Raw genomic sequence first — 21,965 nt, forward strand, 5'->3', positions numbered from 1 at the left:
CACTCCTATATAGAAAGGATAGTTTGCATACTCTCGCAAATTGCCAAGGTGTTTGGGATTATGTGGAGATGATCAATTTTGGCGAAGCGTTCTTTAGGGAGCTTGCCTACAAGGAGTTTATGGCGGATCCCACCTGCTTGCCCTGCTTGCATATCAGTGATTTTATCACCGATGATAAAGCACTCAGTAAGCTTTAGATCATAGTCCTTTTTGGCTTGGTCTATCATACCAGCTCTAGGCTTGCGGCATAGGCAGTCTTCTTCTTCTGTATGGGGGCAGAAGTAGATACTATCAAAGCCAAAGCCAAGCTTCTTTTTTAGCTCATTTTGCATATATGTAGTGATCGCGCGGAAATCATCTAGCGTGTAGTATCCCCTGCCTATGCCGCTTTGATTTGTTATGACAAAAAGCAAGAATCCCTGCTCCTTGCAAAAGCGCAGCGCATCAAAAATACCATCATTAAAGACAAAGTCTTCTTGCCTATACACATAGCCTAGATCTTTATTGATCACGCCATCTCTGTCAAAAAACACCGCCTTTTTCATCACACTCCTTTAGCCCTGCATTATAGTAATGCCTGTATAAATATTCCATAAACCAAGCCCTAGCATCGCCACAAGACTCACCCAAAATGCCTGCTTTTGATAGGCTTGAAGCACGCTAGCTAATGTGCCTAGCCCTAGCATACTAGGCAAGCTCCCTAGCCAAAACACCCCCATCACACACACCGCCCCCATCACGCCACTAAGCCCTAAAATCTGCTCATTTAGCGTATAAAGAGCGAAAAAATACACCAGCCCACAGGGCAGGAAGCCATTTAGCACCCCAATGCCAAAAAAGCTCCATAAAGAGCGCGAATGCAGCAATGTGCCAAAAGCCCTGCCAAGCCACCTAGAATCCACTTTTGGCTCTAAGAAGCGCAAGATCCTTGGGAAAAAGCCATAGCATAGCGCGTAGATGATAAGCAGCACCCCCACAAGCACGCTCGCCCACTCACGCCACACATAGCTTAGAGCAAATGCCCTGCCAAGCAGCGCAAAGCCTATGCCAATGCACTCATAGCTACACAATCGCCCCACACTATATGCCAAATGCCCCACCCAGCTAGGCTTTTTCATCTGTGTAAAAGCTAGCACAATGCCTCCGCACATACCCACGCAATGCCCCAAAGACAATGCCAGCGCACTAGTAAATACCAAAAACAGCGGGATAAAAGTGGATTCTACTAGCTCCATTGCTAGATCTAGCTAGACCATTCGCTTGACTAGATCGCGCCTATCAAGCCCCTTTTTCACACTTGCTTCAAGCTCTTTGGCTATGCTAGGGTTTAGATTGCTCATATCATCAAGCGTTTGTAGCACGAGATCTGCTTGGACATTTGGGTGCTTGCTAAGGCAGTAGAGGAAAAATCGCTTTTGCGTGGTGGTCATCGCTAGCTCATCATAATGCTCAAACATCTTTGCCACAGCTTGGGCTAATTGATCATTTGAGCTAGAAGAAAACTCAAGCGGCAACAGCATTGTCTCAAAATTGATGATCTCATACTCATCGCTAGAGTCCCTTACAGGAGCGGGCTTGCTAAAACGCGCTACGACAATAATGCAGGCTAAAATCACAAAGATAAACAAACTAAGATAAAAGAGCAGTTCTTCCATATACTCGACCTTACACACCTAACTTTTCATAATTTTGGTAGAATTTTAGCTTATTTTTTGTCGTTTTACTCGCAACATTACGCGTGTAGCATAGCCACAAAGTTTTACCAAATAGGATAGATAATGACTGCAAAAAGCCACCTTAGCCCTGAGAGAATCCAGCTTCTACAAGAGCTAGCACACACTTATGGCACACCGCTTTATGTCTATGATATGGAGCAAATCAAGCGCAATTTTCTTAGCTTTAAGCAAGCCTTTAACGCGCGTAAATCGCTTATTTGCTACGCATTGAAAGCAAACTCCAACCTTAGCGTCCTGCGCCTTTTAGCCGAGCTTGGCAGCGGGGCAGACTGCGTGTCGATCGGCGAGGTCAAGCGCGCACTGCTAGCTGGAATCCCTAAGTATAAAATCATCTTCTCTGGTGTGGGCAAAAAAGATGATGAGATAAAAGAAGCGTTGGAGCTTGGGATTTTGTTTATCAATGTGGAGTCGTTTGAAGAGCTGAAGCGTGTAGAGGCGATAGCTAAATCGCTCGTGGATTCGGCTTTGGGTAGTCATTCCGCAGATTTTGGGGATTTGGAGGCAACCGCAGACCATCAGTCTAGCTCTGCCCCCAAATCCCCAAAAAACTACGCAAGCCCCACCGCAATTCCTAGAATCCTTGAAGAAGAAAAACAGGGCGGTTTGGAAAAATCCGCCGCAAATAAAAAAGTGGATTCTAGTGGCAACGCCCAAAATGTGAGCGAGCCACAGGCGGCAGCAGTTGAGATGAGAAATCGTGGCTTTCAAGGCGCGGGCGAAGGGATTTATCTAGGCGATAATGAGCAAGCCCGCGCCGCAGAATCCACGATTTATCGCTCAAAACCAGCGACAGCGGTGCAAGGCGAAGCCGAAGCAGGTTTCTTTAGAAATGCAACGCCAAAACCAAGCCAAGCCGAATCCCCCAAAAAAGCCAGAATCTCTATCCGCGTCAATCCTAATATCGACGCCAAAACCCACCCCTACATCTCCACAGGCTTACACGAAAATAAATTTGGCGTGGATATGGAGAGTGCCAAGCAAATGTATCTCTACGCCCATAAATCCGCATTTTTAGAGCCTGTGGGGATACATTTTCACATAGGTAGTCAGCTCACAGATCTAGAGCCACTCACCCAAGCTGCGCGTAAGATCGCTGATCTTGCGCGCTCGCTGCTAGCTCTTGGGGTCAATCTGCGCTTTTTTGACATCGGCGGGGGGCTTGGGATACGCTATGAAGATGAAAAGCCTATTGATTTATATAGCTATGCGCAAGGCATTTTAAGCACGCTTAGTGGCTGTGATTGGACTATTATTTGCGAGCCGGGCAGAAGGATTGTGGGCGATAGTGGGCTGCTGCTTACGCAAGTCATTAGCCAGAAGCTCACAGAGTCAAAGCGATTTGTCATTGTCGATGCGGGTATGAATGATCTTGTGAGACCGGCGTTGTATGGTGCATATCACCAGCCTATTATTTTACAGAATTCGGCTTGTAGTGATCGCGTTGGCTTTTTGGCTAAAAATGGCGATTGCGGCGGCGATTCTGCGCTCATTACCACGCAAGGTAAATCCCTTGAATCGCCTTGCAAAGCCCCATTTTTAGCTCAAAAATCCTGCCGCGAGGATACTACTCTAGAATCCACTTGTGAAACTTCCGCTAACTCACAAGCACAAAGCGTAGCTTCTTTAGAAAAAGTGGATTCTAGCACCGCCACAACTCTAAGCGAGCCAGCAAAGGATTCTAGGATTTTGGAGAAAAATGCAGAAAGTGTGTTTGATAAAAAACCGCAGGCGGCAGCAATTGAGATGAGAAATCGTGGCTTTCAAGGCGCGGGCGAAGGGATTTATCTAGGCGATAATGAGCAAGCCCGCGCCGCAGAATCCACGATTTATCGCTCAAATGCAACGCCAAAGCCAATGCCAAAAGCTGACATTGTAGGACCAGTGTGTGAGAGCAGCGACACCTTTTGCAAAAATATCGCCCTGCCCCCCTTGCACAATGGCGCATTGCTAGGCTTTAGCAATGCTGGGGCGTATGGCTACTCTATGGCTAGCACCTATAATGCCAGAATGCGCCCAGCAGAAGTGGGGATTTATGCTGATGGGGCGAGACTGATTAAGCCTAGGGAGAGCTTTGAAGCAAGCGTGGCAGATGAGCTAGCCCTGCTAGATTCTAGCAAGTAGCTTTGCAAGAGATTATTGTGTAAATCTCGCCTTGCACGCGCGATACACAAAGCCTAGAGGGTTTTTGAGTAGGGCTATGATTTTATCCACTCGCAGCTGCATTGCTTGCAGATCCTTGCTTAGTGCGTGGGCGTAGTCTTCTAGCGCAGTGCTTGCAAAGCTGGATTCTAGCTCTGCAAGCTCTTTGGCAAAGGGCGTTGTTTTCCGTGCTAGATCCCACCAGATCGCACGCTCATAGCCAAACATCGGCAAATGCGTAGAATCTAGCGCGAGATAGGGGGAGTCCCACGGCTTTGGCTCGCAGACATAGTGGATAAGCTTTCTATTATGAAAGCTTTGTGCTAGGGGATTGGTGCGTGATAGTCCTTGTGCTATGCGGTATTCATAGAATCTATATTGATTATAAAACTGCATTTGAAAATTCCAGCATATATCAAGCAAGGTGATTTGATCGCTAATTATGGCATTTAGCACATCTTGATCAAAGCATATAGGGCTATATGCTTGCAAAAATGCCAATGCCTGCTGCTCGATCTTGCACGCACGCCACTTGGGGAGATTGACTAGCATCATTCCAGAGTTGAAGTAGCAGTGCTTTTTGCCAAAGACATAGGGGGCTTTGGAGCGATCTTTGGCTGGTAGTGGGGCTTGTGTGCTTACTACATCTCTTGCTACTGCGATGATAGAGTCTTGCAAATCATTTGCAAAAATCTCCCTTATATCCCCAAGTGCTAGCATATCTACATCAAGATATAAGCACTTCTCCACACGCAAATCAACAAAACGCGCGAGAAATAGCCTGCTATAAATCACTCGAGAGGGATTTACCTCCACAGGCAAGGTATCTAAAAGCGCGGCACAATCGTGCGTGATAATCGTGCAAGAATGCACGCTATTTAGCAAGGATTCTAGAGCAGGTAGCTTGGCTAGCTCTTGGGGGCTATATTCATCAAAGCCCCTAGAATCTAGCAAAATATGGAAGCTAAAAGGCGTGCTATCAGCGGCATTGGCGTGGGCTACAATGCTGTGTAAAAGCACGGATAGATATTTGAGGTAGGGGGTGGAGGCGTTGAAAAAGATATGAAATTTGGGTGCGATCAATTCAGCTTTGGGTAAGCAATTTGACGCGATTGGGGCAGTTTGGGGGCAGTCATTACCGCTTAGGTAACTCCCACCCCCAAACTGCCCCAAAGCCCGCAAAGCCCCACCGCAATTCTTAGAATCGTTTGGCTGCTTGTCATCGCAAAACGCAGTTTCTTTAGAAAACGAGCAACGCGATGTTTCTTTAGAAAACAAGCGACAGCGGTGCAAGGCGAAGCCGAAGCAGGTTTCTTTAGAAAACAAGCGAAGCGAAGTTTCTTTAGAAAACAAGGGATACCGCTCGGCGCAAGCCGATGTTTCTTTAGAATCCACAAATTCTGCGCTAGCACAATCATCACTCCTAGAATCCGCTTTCACGCCTTTATGGATCGCCACGACTTCCTTGCGGAAGTCTCGCGATGACAAAAAGGTAGAGTCAGCTTGCTTATGTAGATTTTGCGCGTTCCTAGAATCCACTTTTGATATTTCTTGTGCGTTTGTAGAATCCACCTTTTCACAAAGGCTGTTTTCACCGCCATTGTAAGCGGATTGAAAATCCACTTTCACACTAAAATCCACTTTTTCACCACCATTGCAAGCGGTGCTTATGCTTGTGTAAGCGTTTTGTGTGCTGTCATTGCGAGCCGCTGCGCTAGCAGTGGCGTGGCAATCCATTTTTTCTCTAGAATCCACTTTTGCCGCCTGCAGCTCGCTTACATTTTGGGCGTTTTCAAAAGTGGATTCTAGGCTAGGCTTCATCAACCGCCCCTAGCACACACTGCTTGCAAATAGCACTTTTCGCAAATCCCCCTGCCTTATGCAAAGCGCGAAGCTCTTGCATTTTCTCCCCTAGCCAGAAGCCCTCTATATCCACGCGCCCGCTTTGCTTATAAGATTCTAGGATATTGCCTAAAGCTAGCTTCTCACCCCAAAAGGTGCAGCAAGGCAGCACGCTACCCTCAGCAGTGATGACAAGCTGCTTATAGGGGAAGGAGCAGGAGAAATTATGCTTTTTTTGCGTGGTTTTGGAGCGTATGGTCTCTTTGGATTTTGTGGGTAGCACCATCTCTTGCACGCCGATCATATCAGCCTTATCTTGCCAAAATGCTAGGAAATCTTGCAGCTCAAATTCATTGCGCTGTGTGCGGACAAAATTCACCCGCACAAGCGGTGTTAGCGAGCCTCTTTGCTTTTTGTAGGCTAAAAGGGCTAGGACATTTTCTACCACGCGCTTATAGTCCCCACCCGGGCGGATAATGTCATAGATGTCTTTGGAATTGGCATCAATAGAGATCTGCAAGCGATCTAGCCCAGAATCCACCAAAGAGCGTATGCGATTTTCATTCAGCAAAAGTCCATTGCTAGAGAAATACACATCAAGCACGCCCGCCTTTTTGGCATAGGTGATGAAGCGTTCTAAATCCTTGCGCAGCAGTGGCTCATTTAGGTAGTTTAGCTTGATCGCCTTTAAGCCCTTTGGCACGCCATCATCGATGATTTTGCAAAACAGCTCATAGGGGAAATTGATATGGGATTTTTCTGCGTTATGCTCCATTGATAGCGGGCACATAGGGCAGGCGAGATTGCAAGTAGCATTGAGCTCAAAATCTATCTGCAAGGGATAGGGCGTAAGCACCTCTAGCTTTTGCGCTTTGGCGTAAGTATCGCGATAGCTGCGCCATAAAATAGGGTCATTGATAGCTTGCAGAAGCTCTATTTTCTCCGCCCCTAGAATCCCTGTAAGCTCGCTTGCGTTGCGTTGTAGTTCCATACTAGTCCTTTGTGGTGGTGTGCTGCCATAATGCCCAAGGAGCTTTGCCGCTGCTCCATAGCTCTACAAGCTTATGCTTATCGCGCAAAGTATCCATACACTGCCAGAATCCATAATGCTTATAGGCATAGAGATTGCGCGAAGCAGCTAGATTGTGCAGTGGCTCTTGCTCAAAGATACAAGATTCATCACTTGAGAGATACTCAAACACACTAGGCTCACAGATGAAAAACCCAGCATTGATCCAGCCTTGCTGCGCGCTAGTATCTTTGCTCATCGCATCTCCGCTCATCACATCACCTCTGGGCTTTTCATAAAAAGAGCTGACCCTATCTCCACTCTCATCAAAGTGCAGTGCGCCAAATCGCCCCTCAGGTAGCACAGAAGTCATCGTTACCGCGCCTTTGTGCTTCTTGTGGAAGTCTAGCAGCGCGTGTAAGTCAATATCCCCTAGCCCATCGCCATAAGTGAGCGCGAAGCACTCATTGCCTACATAGTCTCTTGCTTGGTGGATTCTAGAGCCTGTCATATTTGCTTGTCCGGTGTAGAGTATGGTGATTTTCCAAGGCTCGGCGTTGCTGCTATGGATTTGCAGGGAGTTTGTGGAGAGATCGATAGTTACATTGCTATATCGCATAGTGTAGCTTGTGAAGTATTCTTTAATGATGTGGGATTTGTAGCCTGTTAGGATAATAAAGTCATTAAACCCATAGAATCCATAAAGCTTCATAATATGCCACAAAATAGGATAGCCGCCGATCTCTACCATAGGCTTTGGCTTTATATCCGTCTCTTCTGCAAGCCTTGTCCCAAGCCCACCAGCTAGAATCACTACTTTCATACCGCACCTTTGCCCTATATTTGCGCCCTGCGCCTTGTCAAAATCCTTTGGGAGTGTATCGGTAAAAAGTTTTAACTACACTTAATAATCAGTAATAATTACCTATAAAAGTAATATATCAAGTAAATATTACTTTGTTTATTTTTATGCTAAGAGTTTATATCCTTGCAAAAATTCAATGAAGGTCGCTTATGTCAAGCCCCACGCTAGAGACTCCCACGCCACGCACCCCCAAGGCTACAAGCAGCAAGCAGCTCTCCCAGCGTGATATGGCGGGGATTTTGGGCATTGATACTAAAACACTCTATAATTGGAAAAAGCATAAGCCTAATCTTTACCGCATTGTTATGCTAGGCTTTAAGTTTGATGAGCTGCTAGAGTGCAGCAAGAGAAACTACGACAAGCTCCTAGAGCTAGAAGCCCAAGCTATGGCACAACCCCACAAGCAGCCCTAGCACTAAATCCTAGAATCCACTTGATGAGATACTTCGCCGCACTCAGTATGACATAAATCTTTGCTATTTTAGGACTTCTTGCCCACCCCATAGGCAAACTTCACATAGATAGCTAGAGCAATGAGCAAAAATGCCACGCCAGCGATGAGATACACCGCATAGAGTAGCTGCTCTGGAGCTGAAAAGGTGAATTTAAACACAAGCATTAAGGCTTCAATGGCAAGGGCTATGATGATAGAGCCAAGGAAGCGGATCATTGTCTTATGCACGGTGTAGCTTCTGCCGACATTTTTGCCTAGCACTTCTTCTTCAAAAATCGCTTTGACCAGATCAAAAATCGCTAGGGCAAGAGTCAGCAAAATCGTAGATTCAAAAATATCTTTAATATCAAAGCTTTGAAACTGCAAAATATCTTCTGACCAAAACCTCACCACCCCTTCTACCACAAGCAAGATAGCGATAAAACTTAGTGCAAGTGAAAGCACGCAATACATTCCCACACTTAGCATTGAAAAAATGTGAAACAAGCGATTGGGTGAGCTGATTTTAAGCGCATCACGCAGATGAATGTCAATACACACCACAAAGAGCAGCTCGTGGCTTTGATTATACACAGGATAGGCAGCCGTTACGACAAGATTGCCATCGATCTTTGAGGGGTAAGGATTTGTGATGATACATCGCTGCTCATCTAATGCCTCATAGTAGTAGGCACGATTTGAGAAGTTTTTCCCCGTATTTTCGATGATACCATTGCTTTGTAGCACATCGCTCATTTGCGTGCCATTTTTATCCAAAATATACATCGCATCAAAGACCTTAATCTCATCTTTTATGCGTTTTAGCCCACTTAGCACGACTTCAAAGCTAGGCTCTGGCATAAAGTTTTTAATATTTTGCGTGAAAAGAAAGGTGAGATACGCCCTTAGCTCATAGCGCATTTTCGCATAGGTAACAATATCTTTTGATAGCATTTTTGCTCCTTGATATGTGATAGGCTAGATTCTAGCAGCTTTTCTTGTAAATCTGTAAATCCTAGCCCTAGAATCCTATAGTATAAGACATAGCATAAAGCCAAGCCTCTTTACAAAGTCTCTTTACAAAGCTAGCCAATCCACCCCCTTAAGCGCATTTAAAATTATCCGCGCCGTGTCGATATAGCTAGCATTACTTATATGTAAGGAGATCCAATGACAAACCACAACAATCGCGCCCTATCACGCGCGCTATCCATAGTCGCAAGCCTATATCTAGCAAGTGCTTGCACGCTAATGGCTGCCAAGAGCAAGCCCGCCCCAGATCTTGAGCAAGCCAGCACACAGCAAGAAGATACCAATGTCGCTATCGTTGAGACCCCTGCTTATGAGAATCCAGCCGTTGTCTCTGTGCCAGAGCAAGATGTCCTTGAGATAGAGGCGGTGGGGATCGGCGTAGCTCCTAATGAGTCTTGCTCCCCAGCCCAAGCAGTAGCCCTTGCCAAGCGAGCAGCGATCATCGATGCGTATAGGCATTTGGGCGAGCAGATGTATGGGATCAAGCTAAACGCCAATGACACAGTGCAAAATATGATGCTAAAAAACTCTAGTATCAAAACAAAGCTAAACGCCCTTATACGCGGTGCCAAAGTGCGCGAGAGCGCGTGCGAGCAAGGGATCTGCCAAGTAACAATGGAGCTAAGGCTTGATGGCAGGGTCTGGGCAAAAGTGCTAGGCATTTAGCCTAGCTAGCATAAGCTTGCGTGCTGCCTACTAGAATCCACTTTTTGCATTACTATTACCGCGCATTCTAGGAAGTTTAAGCAAACTATCGCTACAATCCGCGCTTATTTCACTGCAAAGGACACAGAATGCTTGAAGGACAAATTAGAGAGAGTATTTCAAAGGCAAATGCAAAAGCCTTGAGGAAAGATGGCTATCTAATTGCCAATATCTATGCAAAAGGTGTGGAGAATATCCACTGCGCGTTTAAGATCAATGACTTTATCCGCACGATCAAGACAAAGACTTCTCTAGTCTTCCCTGTCAAAGTCGGTGGCAAGACCCTTGATGTCGTGATCCAAGAGTATCAAAAAGACCCCGTGTATGGCACGATTTTGCATATCGATCTTATGGTAGCCCAAAAGGGCGTGGTAGCAAACTACAAAATCCCCGTGCAAGCACAAGGCACAGCCGTGGGGCTGAAAAACAAGGGCGTGATACTCATCGCTAAAAAGCGCGTGCGCGTCAAAGCCGCTCCAGAAAATCTCCCATCATCTTACACGCTTGATGTAAGCGCGCTTGATGTGGGGCACTCTATCCTTGTGCGCGATCTCCCGCAAATTGATGGCGTGAAAATCACCGAGAACGAATCTGTCGCTGTCATTAGCTGTATCAAAGCAAAATAGCCTTGCCCACAAGGTAGGCTATGCCTGCACGCACAAAGCACCTAATCTCCACAATACAAAGCCTGCCCATCTCTAGAGGCAGTGCGCGATCTTTGCTTGCAGAGTATCTCCCACAAATACAAAAGCAGGGTCCTTTACTCATCGCTGGGCTTGGGAATCCGGGCGAGAAATACGCCCAAAACCGCCATAATATCGGCTTTATCATCATTGATCGCTTGTGTGAGTGCTTGGAGCTTGAAATGCGCGATACAAGTAGGTTTCACGCGCATATCGCCACGCTTGCCCCACATATCCATATCGCAAAGCCCCAGACCTTTATGAATCATTCAGGCAGCTCCATCGCCGCTATCACAAGCTTTTACAAAATCAATCAGCTTTGTATCGCCCACGATGAGCTAGACCTCCCCCTTAGCACGATCCGCTACAAGCTTGGCGGCAGTAGCGGCGGACACAATGGGCTAAAGTCCATTGATAGCGCACTGCATCGGCAGGATTATGTGCGCTTGCGCTTTGGGATCAAAGAAGCCCCCGCACAAGACCAAGCACAAATCCCCAAACACAAGCAGGTGATAGACTTTGTGCTAGGGGATTTCACGCTACCGCACACCACGCTAATGGAGCTTGTTGATAAAAGCGTGAGGGGCTTGCTATTTTTCATCATCACAAGGGATTTTGCCGCCACACAAAGCCACTTTAGCCATTCTACAAAGAGTCAATCCGCAGCAAGCAAGCACTCTAGCCCCAGATCTCAAGCACACGCCATAGCCACGCGAGCGACTAAATCAGCCTTATTCTTCCCTCTAGATTCTAGCCCAAATGTGAAAAATGTAGAATCCACTTTTGACAACCCCACCGCAAAAACGCAAAAAGTGGATTCTAGTGATACCCCCATTTTTGCTACCGCAAAAAATATGGATTGCCACGCCACTGCTACGCAGTGTCTCGCAATGACAGAAAACAACGCCGCAAATGAAAACGCAGTTTCTTTAGAAAAAGTGGATTCTAGTGATGAAGCAAAAAATCTAACCAACTCGGCACAGGATTCTAGGGAAAACGCCCAAAATATAGAAACACCGCAAAACGAAAAAACTAAAAGCGTGTTTGATAAAAATCTCGTAGGCATTGATGAAAACGCAGAATTACAAAAAGTGGATTCTAGTGATGAAGTTCAAAATTTAACCAACTCGCAGGCGGCAGGATTTTGCGATGATTTTGTGGGTTGTCAAGGCGTGGGCGAAGGGATTTACCTTAGCGGTAATGAGCAAGCCCACGCCGCAGACTCCCGCAAAAGCGCGCAAAAGCCAACGCCCAAACCAAACAAAGCCGAATCCACCACCACAGCACCCACGCAAAGTCCTAACTATGCCCACTAGACTCTTCCTCTTCATCGCCTCCTACTACCTGCGCTATTTTGTGGTGATTTTCCTAGCATTGGGGCTGTTTTTTGTGAGTATTGATAGCTTGCAGTATATCGATCACTTTGCCGATTCTGCCAATCTTTTGATCCTCTTTTTTGTCTATGACTTTTTATACGCGATGAATTTCACCCTGCCCATCTCCTTGCTACTTGCTATGGCGATTTGCTATTTGTTTTTGATCAAGACCAATCAATACACCGCCCTGCTCGCCCTAGGCTACTCAAAGCGCACGCTTTTGCGCCCGGTGCTACTGCTAAGTGTGCTTATCTCGTGTATCCATATCGGGCTAAATGCCACGCCCTTTGCCTATGCGCAAGAAAAGGTGGAGAAGTTTTTCGCCAAGGATTCTAGCGTGCCTACGACAGACCTCTTTGTCAAATACAACAATGACTATGTCTATTTTGGCTCGATCAATCTTATCCGCCAAGCGAGCAATATCCGCATCTTTGGGCTAGATCCTAGCCAGAATCTCACGCGCTTCACGCAAGCCAGAAACGCCGTGTTTGAAGATGAGCATTGGATCCTTTATAATGCCATTACCCAAGATGTGCCAGAGCTTTGGGAGCTAGGAGGCAAGGGCTTAGAGATAAAGACCTTTTCCAAGCTCCCCATACTCAAAAACTTCAACCCAAAGGTGCTAGACTCTTTCTCTCAAGCAAAGCCATCGATTTCTATCGTTGATGCCCTGCAATCTTTGCAGCTTTTAAAGGAGCAGAAAATCGGCAGCGAGAAGATCCGCGCGGTGCTTTACGCGCTTATCATTGTGCCGCTGTTTGTGCCATTTGTGGCGATCATCATCACCTACTATATCCCAAGCCTTGCACGCTATGGGAATCTCTACTTGCTGGGATTTGCCTTTATCGTGTTTGCTTTGCTTGTGTGGGGGAGCTTTTTTTCACTTAGTCAGTTTTCTATCACAGGTGTAGTCTTGCCAGAAGTGGGCGTGCTAGTGCCATTTGCCCTGCTTGTGTGCGTGGCGTGTGGCTACTATGCAATGCTAAACAAAAAATAAGGAGTCAAAATGGGCGCAAAAATCCTCTACAACCTAAAAGGCATATACAGAATGCTCCTGCCACGAGCGATCCCACAGGCGTTGCTACGCTCCAAGATTCAAGCAATCTTTACCCTAGATCGCGCCACGCTAGAGACTATCGCCCTGCGTGTAGCCCACTACCACAAGCTAAACTCCCACTTTAGCCCACAGCCCTTTGCCCTGCCTAGCCACAAGCCTGTGCGCGATACGATCGTGCCGCCGCACTTTGGGGCTTTGCGCGATAATAAACTCACCAAAGAGCACTCTAGCGTGTATTTTTATGACTCTTATGAATGGACGCGCTACTTCCCAGATCATTTTGTGTGGAATTATGAATTTAGCGATGTGAATTATTATCTTAGCTCGCCGGCGATTACTAAGACACGACCGATACATTCAGCTAGGGGGGGGGCGGGAGATTCGGCTTGTAGCGATAAATCGGCGATTCTGCGCGGTGGGCTTGCTCATTATCGCCCAGATAAATCCCTGCGCCCACCGCTTGAAAACGCCAATTTCTCATCTACAATCCTAGAATCCCAAAGTGGCTTTACAAAACAAACTGAAAACAAAACCACCGCCCTAGAATCCACTTTTGAAAAAACCGAAAAAATGGATTCTAGCCCTAACGCCTCTTTTCTGTCATCGCGAGTGAGCTTTGCTCGCGTGGCGATCCATAAATCCGCGAACGAGGATTCTAGGAGTGGTGATTCTGCTAGCGCAGAATTTGTAGATTGCCACGCGGTGCAAGCACCGCTCGCAATGACAGAAAACAACGCCGAAAATAAAAACGCAGTTTCTTTAGAAAAAGTGGATTCTAGTGATGAAGCAAAAAATTTAACCAACTCGGCAGAGAATTCTAGGATTTTGGAGCTAGAATCGGGGTTTTTCGAGCCGCGCAAGGAGATAAGACTCGAGTGTCTATCGACGCAGCGCGGCGATGAAATCCACGATTCTAGCCCAAAAGCCGAATCCACCACCACAACGCCTGCGCAAGAAAACAGCATCCTCCTCCAGCTCGAAAAACACCGCCACTTCAGCTTTATCCACGACCCTATCCCTTATGACAAAAAGCGCGACCTACTCTTTTTCCGTGGGGCGTGTCCGCAGGAGCATAGAAGCCGCTTTTTGCACCAATATTTCTCCCACCCACTCTGCGACATTGGGCACACAGGCGCACCGAGCGAGCACCCAGAATTCACCACGCCCAAAGTCCCTAAAAATAAGCATTTACACTATAAATTCCTCCTAAGCCTAGAGGGCAATGATGTAGCAAGCAACTTAAAGTGGATCCTAGGGAGCAATAGTCTTTGCATAATGCCAAAGCCGCGCTATGAAAGCTGGTTTATGGAAGAAAAGCTAGAGGCAAATGTGCATTACGCCCTGCTTGATGATGACTATGGCAATCTTGATGCCTTGCTGGAGTTTTTCACAGCCCACCCAAAAGACGCAAAGGAGATTATCCACAATGCCAACACCTACTGCCAAGCTTTCCAAAATCCGCGCATAGAAGAAGCCTGCAATCTGCTTGTGCTGCGCAAATATTTCTACCTAAGCGACCAAGGCGATTTGAGCCCAGATGAGCGCGCCCTGCTAGGACTCTAGCTCTTGCAGCGCGGCTAGATCGCCTTGTATATGGAGTGTTACGGCATTTTGCCCAAACTCCTCCCCCACCACTCTAAGCCCTAGCTTTTTCACGCGATAGTGCATAGCCCTAAGCTCGCCATATCCCACACACACCGCCCTCTCCCCGCGCTCTATGTATGGCACGATCTCGCCTAGCTCCTTGGCAGACTCTAGGGCAAGCTTGGCAGCTTGGGTATAGGCACGCACAAGCCCGCCCACACCCAGCTTCACCCCGCCAAAATATCGCACCACCACCACCGCGCTATCAATCATCTCCCACCCGCGCAAGACATTGAGCACCGGCACGCCAGAGCTGCCCTTAGGCTCGCCATCATCGCTACTGCGCTCGATAATCTGCCCCCCTTGATACGCACGCAAAGCATAGACAAAATGCACTGCCTTTGGGTGCAAGCCTTTAAGCTCGCTTAAAGTGGATTCTAGCGCACTCTCACGCACAACAAAGCCCAAAAACCTAGAGCCTTTGCACTCGTGCTGGGCTTGTGGCACACGCGCATTAAAACTAGAATCGCAAAAAGTCATAGAAGCCATTTTATACCTGCTTTTGGGAAATTGCACTTTGGGCGTTGGCTTAAGCGATCGCAGATTTTGCGGCATTGCTAGAATCTACTTATGCTGTCATTGCGAGTGTAAGGCAAAGTGTGGCGATCCACTCGCTTTGCAAAGCTTAGTATAAGCATATCACTAGAATCCACTTTTACACATCTTTGGTCTTTGGAGAGCCGCAGATATGGTAGCGGTGCAGCAGCTCATCATCAATCCTAAAGCCCTTTGCCCTAAGGGCTTCAATCACCGCCCTTGAGCAGTCTGTCTCCTTGGGCCAAGCCCTTGGGTGCGCGGGACTCTCTGGCTTATCTCTTGCATCGATGAAGACTTGCTCCCCTTGGATCAGCACATCGCGCTTGGCATCGATATTATTGACAATACGCCACACAAGCATATAGGGGTTGTCTAGGTCATTTTTCCACGCATCAACTAAGATCGCGATCCTCATCACATCGCTTAAGCCGCTGCACGCACGCGCGAAACTCTCCAGCGTGATCGCACCTTCTGCCTTGTGTCTCATAGAATTTAGTCCAATGATGGCGATAGGCACGCGTGCTTCCACGCCATATTGGCGCACTAGGGAGATTGTTTCATCACCCCTAAAAACTGCGTTTTCACTTGCGGCATTTTTTGCTGTCATTGCGAGCGGTGCTTGCACCGCGTGGCAATCCATAAGTTCTGCGGTAGCAGAATAATCATTGCTAGAATCCACTTTGTGCGTTTTTGTGGTGGGATTATCAAAAGTGGATTCTAGGGTGTTGGTAGAGTTTGTGGATTGCCACGCCGATAAATCGGCTCGCAATGACGAGGGGGGCGATTTTTCACACTCGATTTGCTTTGTAAAGCCACTTTTGGATTCTAGGTTTTCAGCCTGTTTTGTAAAGCCGCCTTGGGATTCTAGGATTGATTCTCTGTAAGTATCCTCGCGGCAGGATTTTTCACACCCAGCCCCTTTTTCTTCTTCTAGGATTCTAGGAATTGCGGTGGGGCTTTGCGAAAAAGTGGATTCTAGGGCAGTTTGCTCGCGGCAGGATTTTTGAGCTAAAAATGGGGCTTTGCAAGGCGAGTCAAGGGATTTACCTTGAGTGGTAATGAGCGCAGACTCGCCGCCGCAATCGCCATTTTTAGCCAAAAAGCCAACGCGTTCCATCAAAGCAAGATTAAGCCTAGCCAGCAGTTCCTCATCACTCACCCCCTTCACCCCCTCCACCAGCTCCGCCTGCGCCACATCAAGCCCCAGCTTGCCGCCATAGGCGTATTGTGGGCTTGCGTGATCGAGCGCATCGCACACGCCCTCACTTAGCACGATCCCTTTCACGCTAAAGCGATCTAGCACATACTTTAGCATCTTTTCATACTCCCCAAGCTCCGGCGCATCTTCGCCCACAAATATCGCGTGCTTCACAAAGCTCATCTGCCCCACCCCCCAAAATGCGTGCATAAGCTGCCGCGCGTGTCCGGGGTATTGTGGGGAAAGCTTGGCTAGGATAAGGTTATGAAACACGCCATTTTCTGGCATATTGTAGTCTAGCAGTCCGTGCGCACTTGTCTGCAGCAGTGGCAAGAACACCCGCTCTGTCAAATACCCCATATACTTATCCTCTAGCGGTGGCTTGCCCACAATGGTCGCGGGGTAAATGGGGCTAGATCTATGCGTGATAGCAGTGATCTCTAGCACAGGATAGCTCTCAATAGGCGTGTAAAAGCCCGTATGATCGCCAAATGGTCCTTCATCTTTTAGCCGCGAAGTATCCACAAAGCCCTCAATGATTATATCCACGCTAGAAGGCACGCTTAAAGGGTTTGTGAGACAGCGCACCACTTCTACGCGCTTATCTTTGATCACCCCATAGAGCATAAGCTCATACGCGCCGTGTGGCAGGGGAGCTTGCGCACACCAAGTATAGAGCGGATCACCGCCAAGCGCGATTGTTACAGGCATTTTCTTATCCGCCTTTTTATACTCGTGGAAAAAGTGCGTAGAGTCTTTGTGTATCTGCCAGTGCAGTCCTAGCTCATTGCGCGAATGCACCTGCAAGCGATAAAGCCCTAAGTTTTTCTTGCTCCCATCAAGGCTCTGCGTATAGACCTGCCCCATTGTGATAAACGGCGCGCTATCCCCCTCCCAAGTAGTCAAAATCGGCAGCCTGAAGAGGTCGACCTCCTCGCCTAGGTAGCGCACTTCTTGCGCGCTTGATTTGCTCACATATTTTGGGATAGCAAAGCGCAGCACACTATATCGCTTAAACGCAGCTAGCAGTCCCTTTAGCCCCTTTGGCGGGGCGAGATTTAGGAGGTCTTTGATCCTTGTGGCGATTGCTTCTGGCGTTCTAGTGGCGATAAGCTCCACACGCCTAAAAGAGCCAAAGACATTCATAAGCACCGGCATTGCGCAAGCCTCCTCCCCGCGCATAGGTTTGGTAAAAAGCAGTGCCTTGCCGCCATCTGCCCTCTTTGCCTCGATGTAGGCAAGCTGGGGGATCTCTAGGTAAATATCTAGCGGTGTATCGATGATCTCTAGCTCATTATGCTTGGCTAAAAGTGCGATTGTCGCTTCCGTTGTCGCTTCCATAAATAGTGCCTTGATAGAGAGATAGCGCATTGTAGCATATCGTAGCTTTTAGGCTAGATCTCCCCTATCTGCGCCACATCTCTAGCACCTGCCAAGATCGCAGAAATCTAAACAAATTGTAATCTTTGACAAGATTTTTACAAATTTTGTGTGGATTTTTGCAAAAAATATATTACACTACTCACCAGCAAGCGATTGCTAAATAATCTAAAGGAGTTTTTATGAAAGGTTTTAACAAACTGCTTCTCGTGAGTGCTGTGCTAAGTGCCGCTCTCTCTCAAGTGTCTGCCTACAAGGTGATCGATGAAGATGACAAAGTCGTCGATGTGTATGGATCTGTGCGCGGCTATGTGGGGTATGGAGCTGCTGCCGCTGGGGTAGATACGCTTAATAATGGCTCTACAACTTCATCTATCGGGTATGGTCCTTATGGCGGGGCATTCTACGGCTTGCAGACAAACTCTCGCCTAGGTGTCAAAGCCAAAGTAGGAAACTTCCAAGCGCAAACTGAGCTAGGATTTAGCGAGACTGATGGCTTCCGCCAAATGTGGGGATCTTATACATTTGGCTCGGCTGGGACCCTACTCTTTGGTAAGGCAGACTCACCATCAATAGCTAAATCTTCTTTCTCCTCTGATGTGTCAAACACTGACCAAGGGCATCAAGGTTTCAGTGGTCCAAACACCGCAAACCGCCGACTCCAAGTTACTTACTCTATCGCGGGGCTTTCTATCGGGCTTGTAAGCGACCAAGCCTCAGTGATCGATGCGCAAGCCAAAAGAGGCGAGACTATCCCACGCATCGCTGCTAACTACAACTACCAAAACGAAGATAAAACCCTAGACTTCCAAGTCGGTGGTGCTTATAAATACTTCAATAATAGACCTAATGGCGATGGAGACCCACGCTTTCTAAGTGGCAGTGGCTCGGCGTTCCACATCTTTGCCGCGCTTAAGTCTCAAGCTATGGATAAAAGGCTCTTCTTCTCCGGTATGCTCCACTATGGTGTGAATGGCGATCTCTACAATGAGCAAGCGACGAAGTTCAACGATGGCAGCTACAAGCATAGTGATTTGATCACAAGCGATATGACAGCAGCTAGCAATGTCCATAGAGCAGGTATCTATGCAGAGAGCGGCTATCAATTCTCTGATATGCTAAGTGGTGTGCTAGGTCTAGGCTATCAATACACTTCAGTCATCAGCAGCATAAGCAACCAAGAGACCGCAGCTGCTCAAACATATATGGTAATGGCACAGCTCCCTATCAAATTTGACAAGGGCTTTAGGCTGACACCACAGATCGGCTACTATGGCGGTGTGCTAGGGAAAGATGAAAGCTCTCCTAACGCTTCTACAATCGAAGTCAAGCACGGCTTGATCGCATTTGTCCAAGCTCGATACGACTTCTAAGATCTAGGCTCCCCCTAGATCACCTAGCGCGCTTGCGCTAGGGGCTTTGTCTCTTGCTACTTTTCCTTGCTGCTTTATCTTAACTTTTTATCTTGCTTTTTTATCTTGTGTTTTTTTGCGCGATTGTGCTTATAGGGTTTATAGCTAGCGTGGATTCTAAGCATAGTAGAATCTAATGGGCTTTTTGCTATGATTTGCACCAAATGACCAAAGCACCCAAAGGCACATTATGAAAACTATCGCTATCATCGGCAGACCAAATGTCGGCAAATCCTCCCTCTTTAACCGCTTGGCAAAGAGCCGCATAGCCATAACCTCCCATATCGCAGGCACCACGCGCGATACCAACGCCACGCACATCACCTTGCACAACGACCAAAGCGTGCGCATAGTCGATACCGGCGGCATTGAAGATAGAAGCGATGAGCTATTCTCCAAGGTGGCAGACAAGGCAAAGCAAGCGGCAAAGGAGGCAGACCTCATCATCTACCTAGTCGATGGCAAGCAGCTCCCCACGCAAGAAGATAGGAAGCTCTTTTTCACCCTGCACAAAGCCACCCCCACCCTGCTTGTGGTCAATAAAATCGATAATGACTCACAAAAGGAGCTAGGCTACAACTTCGCGGAGTTTGGCACAAAGGAGATGTATTTCATCTCTGTATCGCATAATCGCGGCATAAGCATTTTGCTGCGCGCGATAGAGGCGGCACTTTTCCCAGCGGTGGAGGAGGTGGAGCAGGATATGGAAGAAGAGCTGCTAGAGAGCTTAGAGAGAGGCTTAAGCGAGGGGGATTTTGCTTGTGAGCTAGAATCCCAAACATACAACGCAAATGCCCAAATCCTAGAATCCCAAACATACAACGCAAATGCCCAAATCCTAGAATCCCAAAGCGGCTTTACAAAACAAGCCCAACCCCTAGAATCCACTTTTGACAAAAACGCAAAAGCGGATTCTAGTGATGAAGCTTTTTCATCGTCATTGCGAGCTTTGGCGCAAGACAAAGCGTGGCAATCCACAAAATCCACGCAAGTGGATTCTAGCAATGCTGCTGATTCTACTGCCACAAAAACTATGGATTGCCACGCCACTGCTACGCAGTGTCTCGCAATGACAGAAAACAACGCCGCAAATGAAAAAGTGGATTCTAGGGAAAACGCCCAAAGTTTAAACACGCCGCAAAACGAAAAAACTGAAGCCGTGTTTGATAAAACACCACAGGCGGAAGCAGTTGAGATGAGAAATCGGGGCTTTCAAGGCGTGGGCGAAGGGATTTATCTAGGCGATAATGAGCAAGCCCACGCCGTAGAATCCACGATTTATCGCGCAAATGCAACGCCCAAACCTGAAAAAGCCGAATCCCCCAGCGAAGAGCCTAGCCAAGACCCAATCCAAGTGGGCATCATCGGTCGCGTCAATGTCGGCAAATCCTCCCTCCTAAACGCCCTTGTAGGCTATGATCGTAGCGTAGTGAGCGCGCAAGCTGGCACGACAATCGACCCTGTCGATGAGCAAATCACCTTTGAGTCTCACACCTTGCGCTTTGTCGATACTGCTGGGATCCGCCGCAAAGGCAAGATAGAGTCCCTAGAGAAATTCGCCCTAGATCGCACGACCAAGATCCTAGAGCAAGCTGATATAGCGATTTTGGTGCTGGATTCTAGCGCACCGCTTGTCGAGCTTGATGAGAAGATCTTCTCCCTTGTGCAGAAGCACGCCCTAGGCGTCATAGTCGTGTGGAACAAATGGGACATAGCGCACGCGGATTTTAGCAGTATCCGCGCGGAGTTTTTGCGGCGATTTCGCTTCTTAGAATACGCGCCGTTTTTGACCCTAAGCGCACTTACAGGGCGACATATCAAAGATCTCAAGCACAAAATCCTAGAAGTCTATAATAACTACGCCTCTAGGATCCCCACCGCTAGACTTAATGCCACGATAGAAAAAGCCCTGCGCACCCACCCTATCCCAAGCGATCGCGGCAAACTTGTCAAGATCTACTACGCCACGCAATACGCCACCAAGCCCCCGCAAATCGCGCTTATCAGCAACCGCCCCAAATCCCTGCACTTTAGCTATAAGCGGTATTTGATCAATTGCCTTAGGAAAGAGTTTGGCTTAAGCGGCACGCCGATCCTGCTAGCCCCCCGCCCCAAATCACAAAGCAACCCAGAGTCCATAGAGCCTAGATCCTAGCCACTATCAAGGATCAGCTTGCGTGGGTTTATGGATCGCCACGACTCCTTGCGGAAGTCTCGCGATGACAAAGGTGGAGTCGGCTTGCTGGTGTAGATTTTGCGTGTTCCTAGAATCCACTTTTTCACGCATATCCACACAAATCCTAGAATCCACTTTTGAGACTTTTGCGGCGTTTTTCTGTCATCGCGAGCCTAAATCAGCCATTCCCCTGTCGTTGCGAGCCGACTCACCTATCCCCCTCTGTCATCGCGAGCCTTGCGCTACGCTGTCCCCTCTGTCATCGCGAGCCTTGCGCTACGCTGCCCCCCTCTGTCATCGCGAGCCGACTCTCCTGTCTCTCATCTGTCATCGCGAGCGGACTCTCCTGTCTCTCATCTGTCATCGCGAGCGGACTCTCCTGTCTCTCATCTGTCATCGCGAGCGAGTGAAACGAGCGTGGCGATCCACAAAATCCACAAGTGGATTCTAGCAATGCTGCTTTTTCTACTGCCGCAAAACTATGGATTGCCACGCCACTGCTTCGCAGTGTCTCGCAATGACAGAGATATTTCGCCTGTGGCTCAATATGACAATGTAAAAAAGTGGATTCTAGGGGTAAAGCCCAAATTCCGTCATCGCGAGCCTTGCGCTACGCTGCCCCCCTCTGTCATTGCGAGCGAGTGAAACGAGCGCGGCGATCCATAAAAACACCGCTCAATCACAAATCCTAGAATCCACTTTTTTGCTCTATGCGATTATGATCTATTGTAAAGCGTTTTT

The 21,965-nt window shown here is 47.8% G+C and carries 19 protein-coding genes and 3 pseudogenes; 12 read left to right on the forward strand and 10 right to left on the reverse strand.

Annotation, left to right across the window (positions count from 1 at the left end):
* Positions 1-5: 5 nt before the first annotated feature.
* Genes DX060_RS09125 through DX060_RS09135 form a run of 3 tightly spaced genes read right to left on the reverse strand, consistent with a single transcriptional unit; the run spans position 6 to position 1,655 of the window.
* Positions 6-545: a D-glycero-alpha-D-manno-heptose-1,7-bisphosphate 7-phosphatase gene (locus DX060_RS09125; protein ID WP_115012150.1), complete on the reverse strand. Its 540-nt coding sequence runs from the start codon at positions 543-545 to the stop codon at positions 6-8.
* 9 nt (positions 546-554) lie between these two features.
* Positions 555-1,235: a sulfite exporter TauE/SafE family protein gene (locus tag DX060_RS09130; protein ID WP_115012151.1), complete on the reverse strand. Its 681-nt coding sequence runs from the start codon at positions 1,233-1,235 to the stop codon at positions 555-557.
* Positions 1,236-1,247: 12 nt separating this feature from the next.
* Positions 1,248-1,655, reverse strand: a complete 408-nt coding sequence (locus DX060_RS09135; RefSeq protein ID WP_115012152.1) for a hypothetical protein — start codon at positions 1,653-1,655, stop codon at positions 1,248-1,250.
* A gap of 123 nt (positions 1,656-1,778) precedes the next feature.
* On the opposite strand from DX060_RS09135, the pseudogene DX060_RS11690 reads away from it, so the two are divergent.
* Together DX060_RS11690 and DX060_RS12180 are read left to right on the forward strand one after the other, a co-directional pair.
* Positions 1,779-3,140: pseudogene (locus DX060_RS11690) on the forward strand (type III PLP-dependent enzyme domain-containing protein); the annotation flags it as partial.
* 339 nt (positions 3,141-3,479) lie between these two features.
* Positions 3,480-3,857 (forward strand): hypothetical protein, encoded by a 378-nt coding sequence (locus DX060_RS12180; RefSeq protein WP_350338546.1) that lies wholly within the window; start codon positions 3,480-3,482, stop codon positions 3,855-3,857.
* Between the two features lie 12 nt (positions 3,858-3,869).
* Here DX060_RS12180 and DX060_RS09150 read toward each other — a convergent pair whose 3' ends face one another.
* The 3 genes from DX060_RS09150 to rfbF are packed head-to-tail and all read right to left on the reverse strand — an operon-like array spanning position 3,870 to position 7,549.
* A complete protein-coding gene (locus DX060_RS09150; protein WP_115012153.1) occupies positions 3,870-5,696 on the reverse strand; it encodes a glycosyltransferase family 8 protein in 1,827 nt (608 codons plus the stop codon).
* A complete protein-coding gene (locus DX060_RS09155; protein WP_115012154.1) occupies positions 5,686-6,708 on the reverse strand; it encodes a radical SAM/SPASM domain-containing protein in 1,023 nt (340 codons plus the stop codon). The genes DX060_RS09150 and DX060_RS09155 overlap by 11 nt, the downstream gene beginning before the upstream one ends.
* A 1-nt stretch (position 6,709) precedes the next feature.
* Positions 6,710-7,549 carry a glucose-1-phosphate cytidylyltransferase gene (gene rfbF, locus DX060_RS09160; protein ID WP_115012155.1) on the reverse strand — a complete coding sequence of 280 codons (840 nt, stop codon included), beginning with the start codon at positions 7,547-7,549 and terminating at the stop codon, positions 6,710-6,712.
* A 269-nt stretch (positions 7,550-7,818) separates the two neighbouring features.
* On the opposite strand from rfbF, the gene DX060_RS09165 reads away from it, so the two are divergent.
* Complete coding sequence (locus DX060_RS09165; protein WP_115012365.1) at positions 7,819-8,004, forward strand: transcriptional regulator; 186 nt, start codon at positions 7,819-7,821, stop codon at positions 8,002-8,004.
* A 68-nt stretch (positions 8,005-8,072) separates the two neighbouring features.
* Here DX060_RS09165 and DX060_RS09170 read toward each other — a convergent pair whose 3' ends face one another.
* Entirely contained in the window at positions 8,073-8,978 is a 906-nt protein-coding gene (locus DX060_RS09170; RefSeq protein WP_115012156.1) for a PDC sensor domain-containing protein, read from the reverse strand.
* Positions 8,979-9,194: 216 nt separating this feature from the next.
* On the opposite strand from DX060_RS09170, the gene DX060_RS12425 reads away from it, so the two are divergent.
* The 5 genes from DX060_RS12425 (at position 9,195) to DX060_RS12190 (ending at position 14,440) form a co-directional block, all read left to right on the forward strand.
* The gene (locus DX060_RS12425; RefSeq protein WP_115012157.1) at positions 9,195-9,722 is read left to right on the forward strand and encodes an LPP20 family lipoprotein; all 528 of its coding nucleotides are present in this window, start codon (positions 9,195-9,197) and stop codon (positions 9,720-9,722) included.
* A 128-nt stretch (positions 9,723-9,850) separates the two neighbouring features.
* Positions 9,851-10,387 (forward strand): 50S ribosomal protein L25/general stress protein Ctc, encoded by a 537-nt coding sequence (locus tag DX060_RS09180; protein ID WP_115012158.1) that lies wholly within the window; start codon positions 9,851-9,853, stop codon positions 10,385-10,387.
* A 20-nt stretch (positions 10,388-10,407) separates the two neighbouring features.
* The gene (gene pth, locus DX060_RS09185) at positions 10,408-11,760 is read left to right on the forward strand and encodes an aminoacyl-tRNA hydrolase (protein ID WP_115012159.1); all 1,353 of its coding nucleotides are present in this window, start codon (positions 10,408-10,410) and stop codon (positions 11,758-11,760) included.
* A complete protein-coding gene (locus DX060_RS09190; RefSeq protein WP_115012160.1) occupies positions 11,750-12,817 on the forward strand; it encodes an LptF/LptG family permease in 1,068 nt (355 codons plus the stop codon). The genes pth and DX060_RS09190 overlap by 11 nt, the downstream gene beginning before the upstream one ends.
* A 9-nt stretch (positions 12,818-12,826) precedes the next feature.
* The gene (locus tag DX060_RS12190; RefSeq protein ID WP_258552284.1) at positions 12,827-14,440 is read left to right on the forward strand and encodes a glycosyl transferase family 90; all 1,614 of its coding nucleotides are present in this window, start codon (positions 12,827-12,829) and stop codon (positions 14,438-14,440) included.
* Here the strand turns inward: DX060_RS12190 and DX060_RS09200 are convergent.
* Both DX060_RS09200 and DX060_RS12485 read right to left on the reverse strand, forming a co-directional pair.
* Complete coding sequence (locus DX060_RS09200; protein ID WP_181814269.1) at positions 14,429-15,010, reverse strand: YigZ family protein; 582 nt, start codon at positions 15,008-15,010, stop codon at positions 14,429-14,431. The two genes, DX060_RS12190 and DX060_RS09200, sit on opposite strands and share 12 nt — an antisense overlap.
* Before the next feature lie 166 nt (positions 15,011-15,176).
* Complete coding sequence (locus DX060_RS12485) at positions 15,177-17,597, reverse strand: menaquinone biosynthesis decarboxylase (protein ID WP_115012367.1); 2,421 nt, start codon at positions 17,595-17,597, stop codon at positions 15,177-15,179.
* 221 nt (positions 17,598-17,818) lie between these two features.
* On the opposite strand from DX060_RS12485, the gene DX060_RS09210 reads away from it, so the two are divergent.
* The 3 genes and pseudogenes from DX060_RS09210 to DX060_RS09220 form a co-directional block, all read left to right on the forward strand.
* On the forward strand, positions 17,819-19,009 hold the full coding sequence (locus DX060_RS09210) for a hypothetical protein (RefSeq protein ID WP_115012162.1): 1,191 nt from the start codon (positions 17,819-17,821) through the stop codon (positions 19,007-19,009).
* 229 nt (positions 19,010-19,238) lie between these two features.
* Positions 19,239-19,697: pseudogene (locus DX060_RS09215) on the forward strand (EngA family GTP-binding protein); the annotation flags it as partial.
* A 669-nt stretch (positions 19,698-20,366) separates the two neighbouring features.
* Positions 20,367-21,203, forward strand: a pseudogene (locus DX060_RS09220) (GTP-binding protein); the annotation flags it as partial.
* 6 nt (positions 21,204-21,209) lie between these two features.
* Here the strand turns inward: DX060_RS09220 and DX060_RS11520 are convergent.
* A complete protein-coding gene (locus DX060_RS11520; protein ID WP_181814270.1) occupies positions 21,210-21,359 on the reverse strand; it encodes a hypothetical protein in 150 nt (49 codons plus the stop codon).
* Positions 21,360-21,461: 102 nt separating this feature from the next.
* On the opposite strand from DX060_RS11520, the gene DX060_RS10930 reads away from it, so the two are divergent.
* A complete protein-coding gene (locus tag DX060_RS10930) occupies positions 21,462-21,869 on the forward strand; it encodes a hypothetical protein (protein WP_147278829.1) in 408 nt (135 codons plus the stop codon).
* Positions 21,870-21,965 lie beyond the last annotated feature (96 nt).

The organism is Helicobacter canis, assembly GCF_900451095.1.
Taxonomy (GTDB): Bacteria; Campylobacterota; Campylobacteria; order Campylobacterales; family Helicobacteraceae; genus Helicobacter_B; species Helicobacter_B zhangjianzhongii.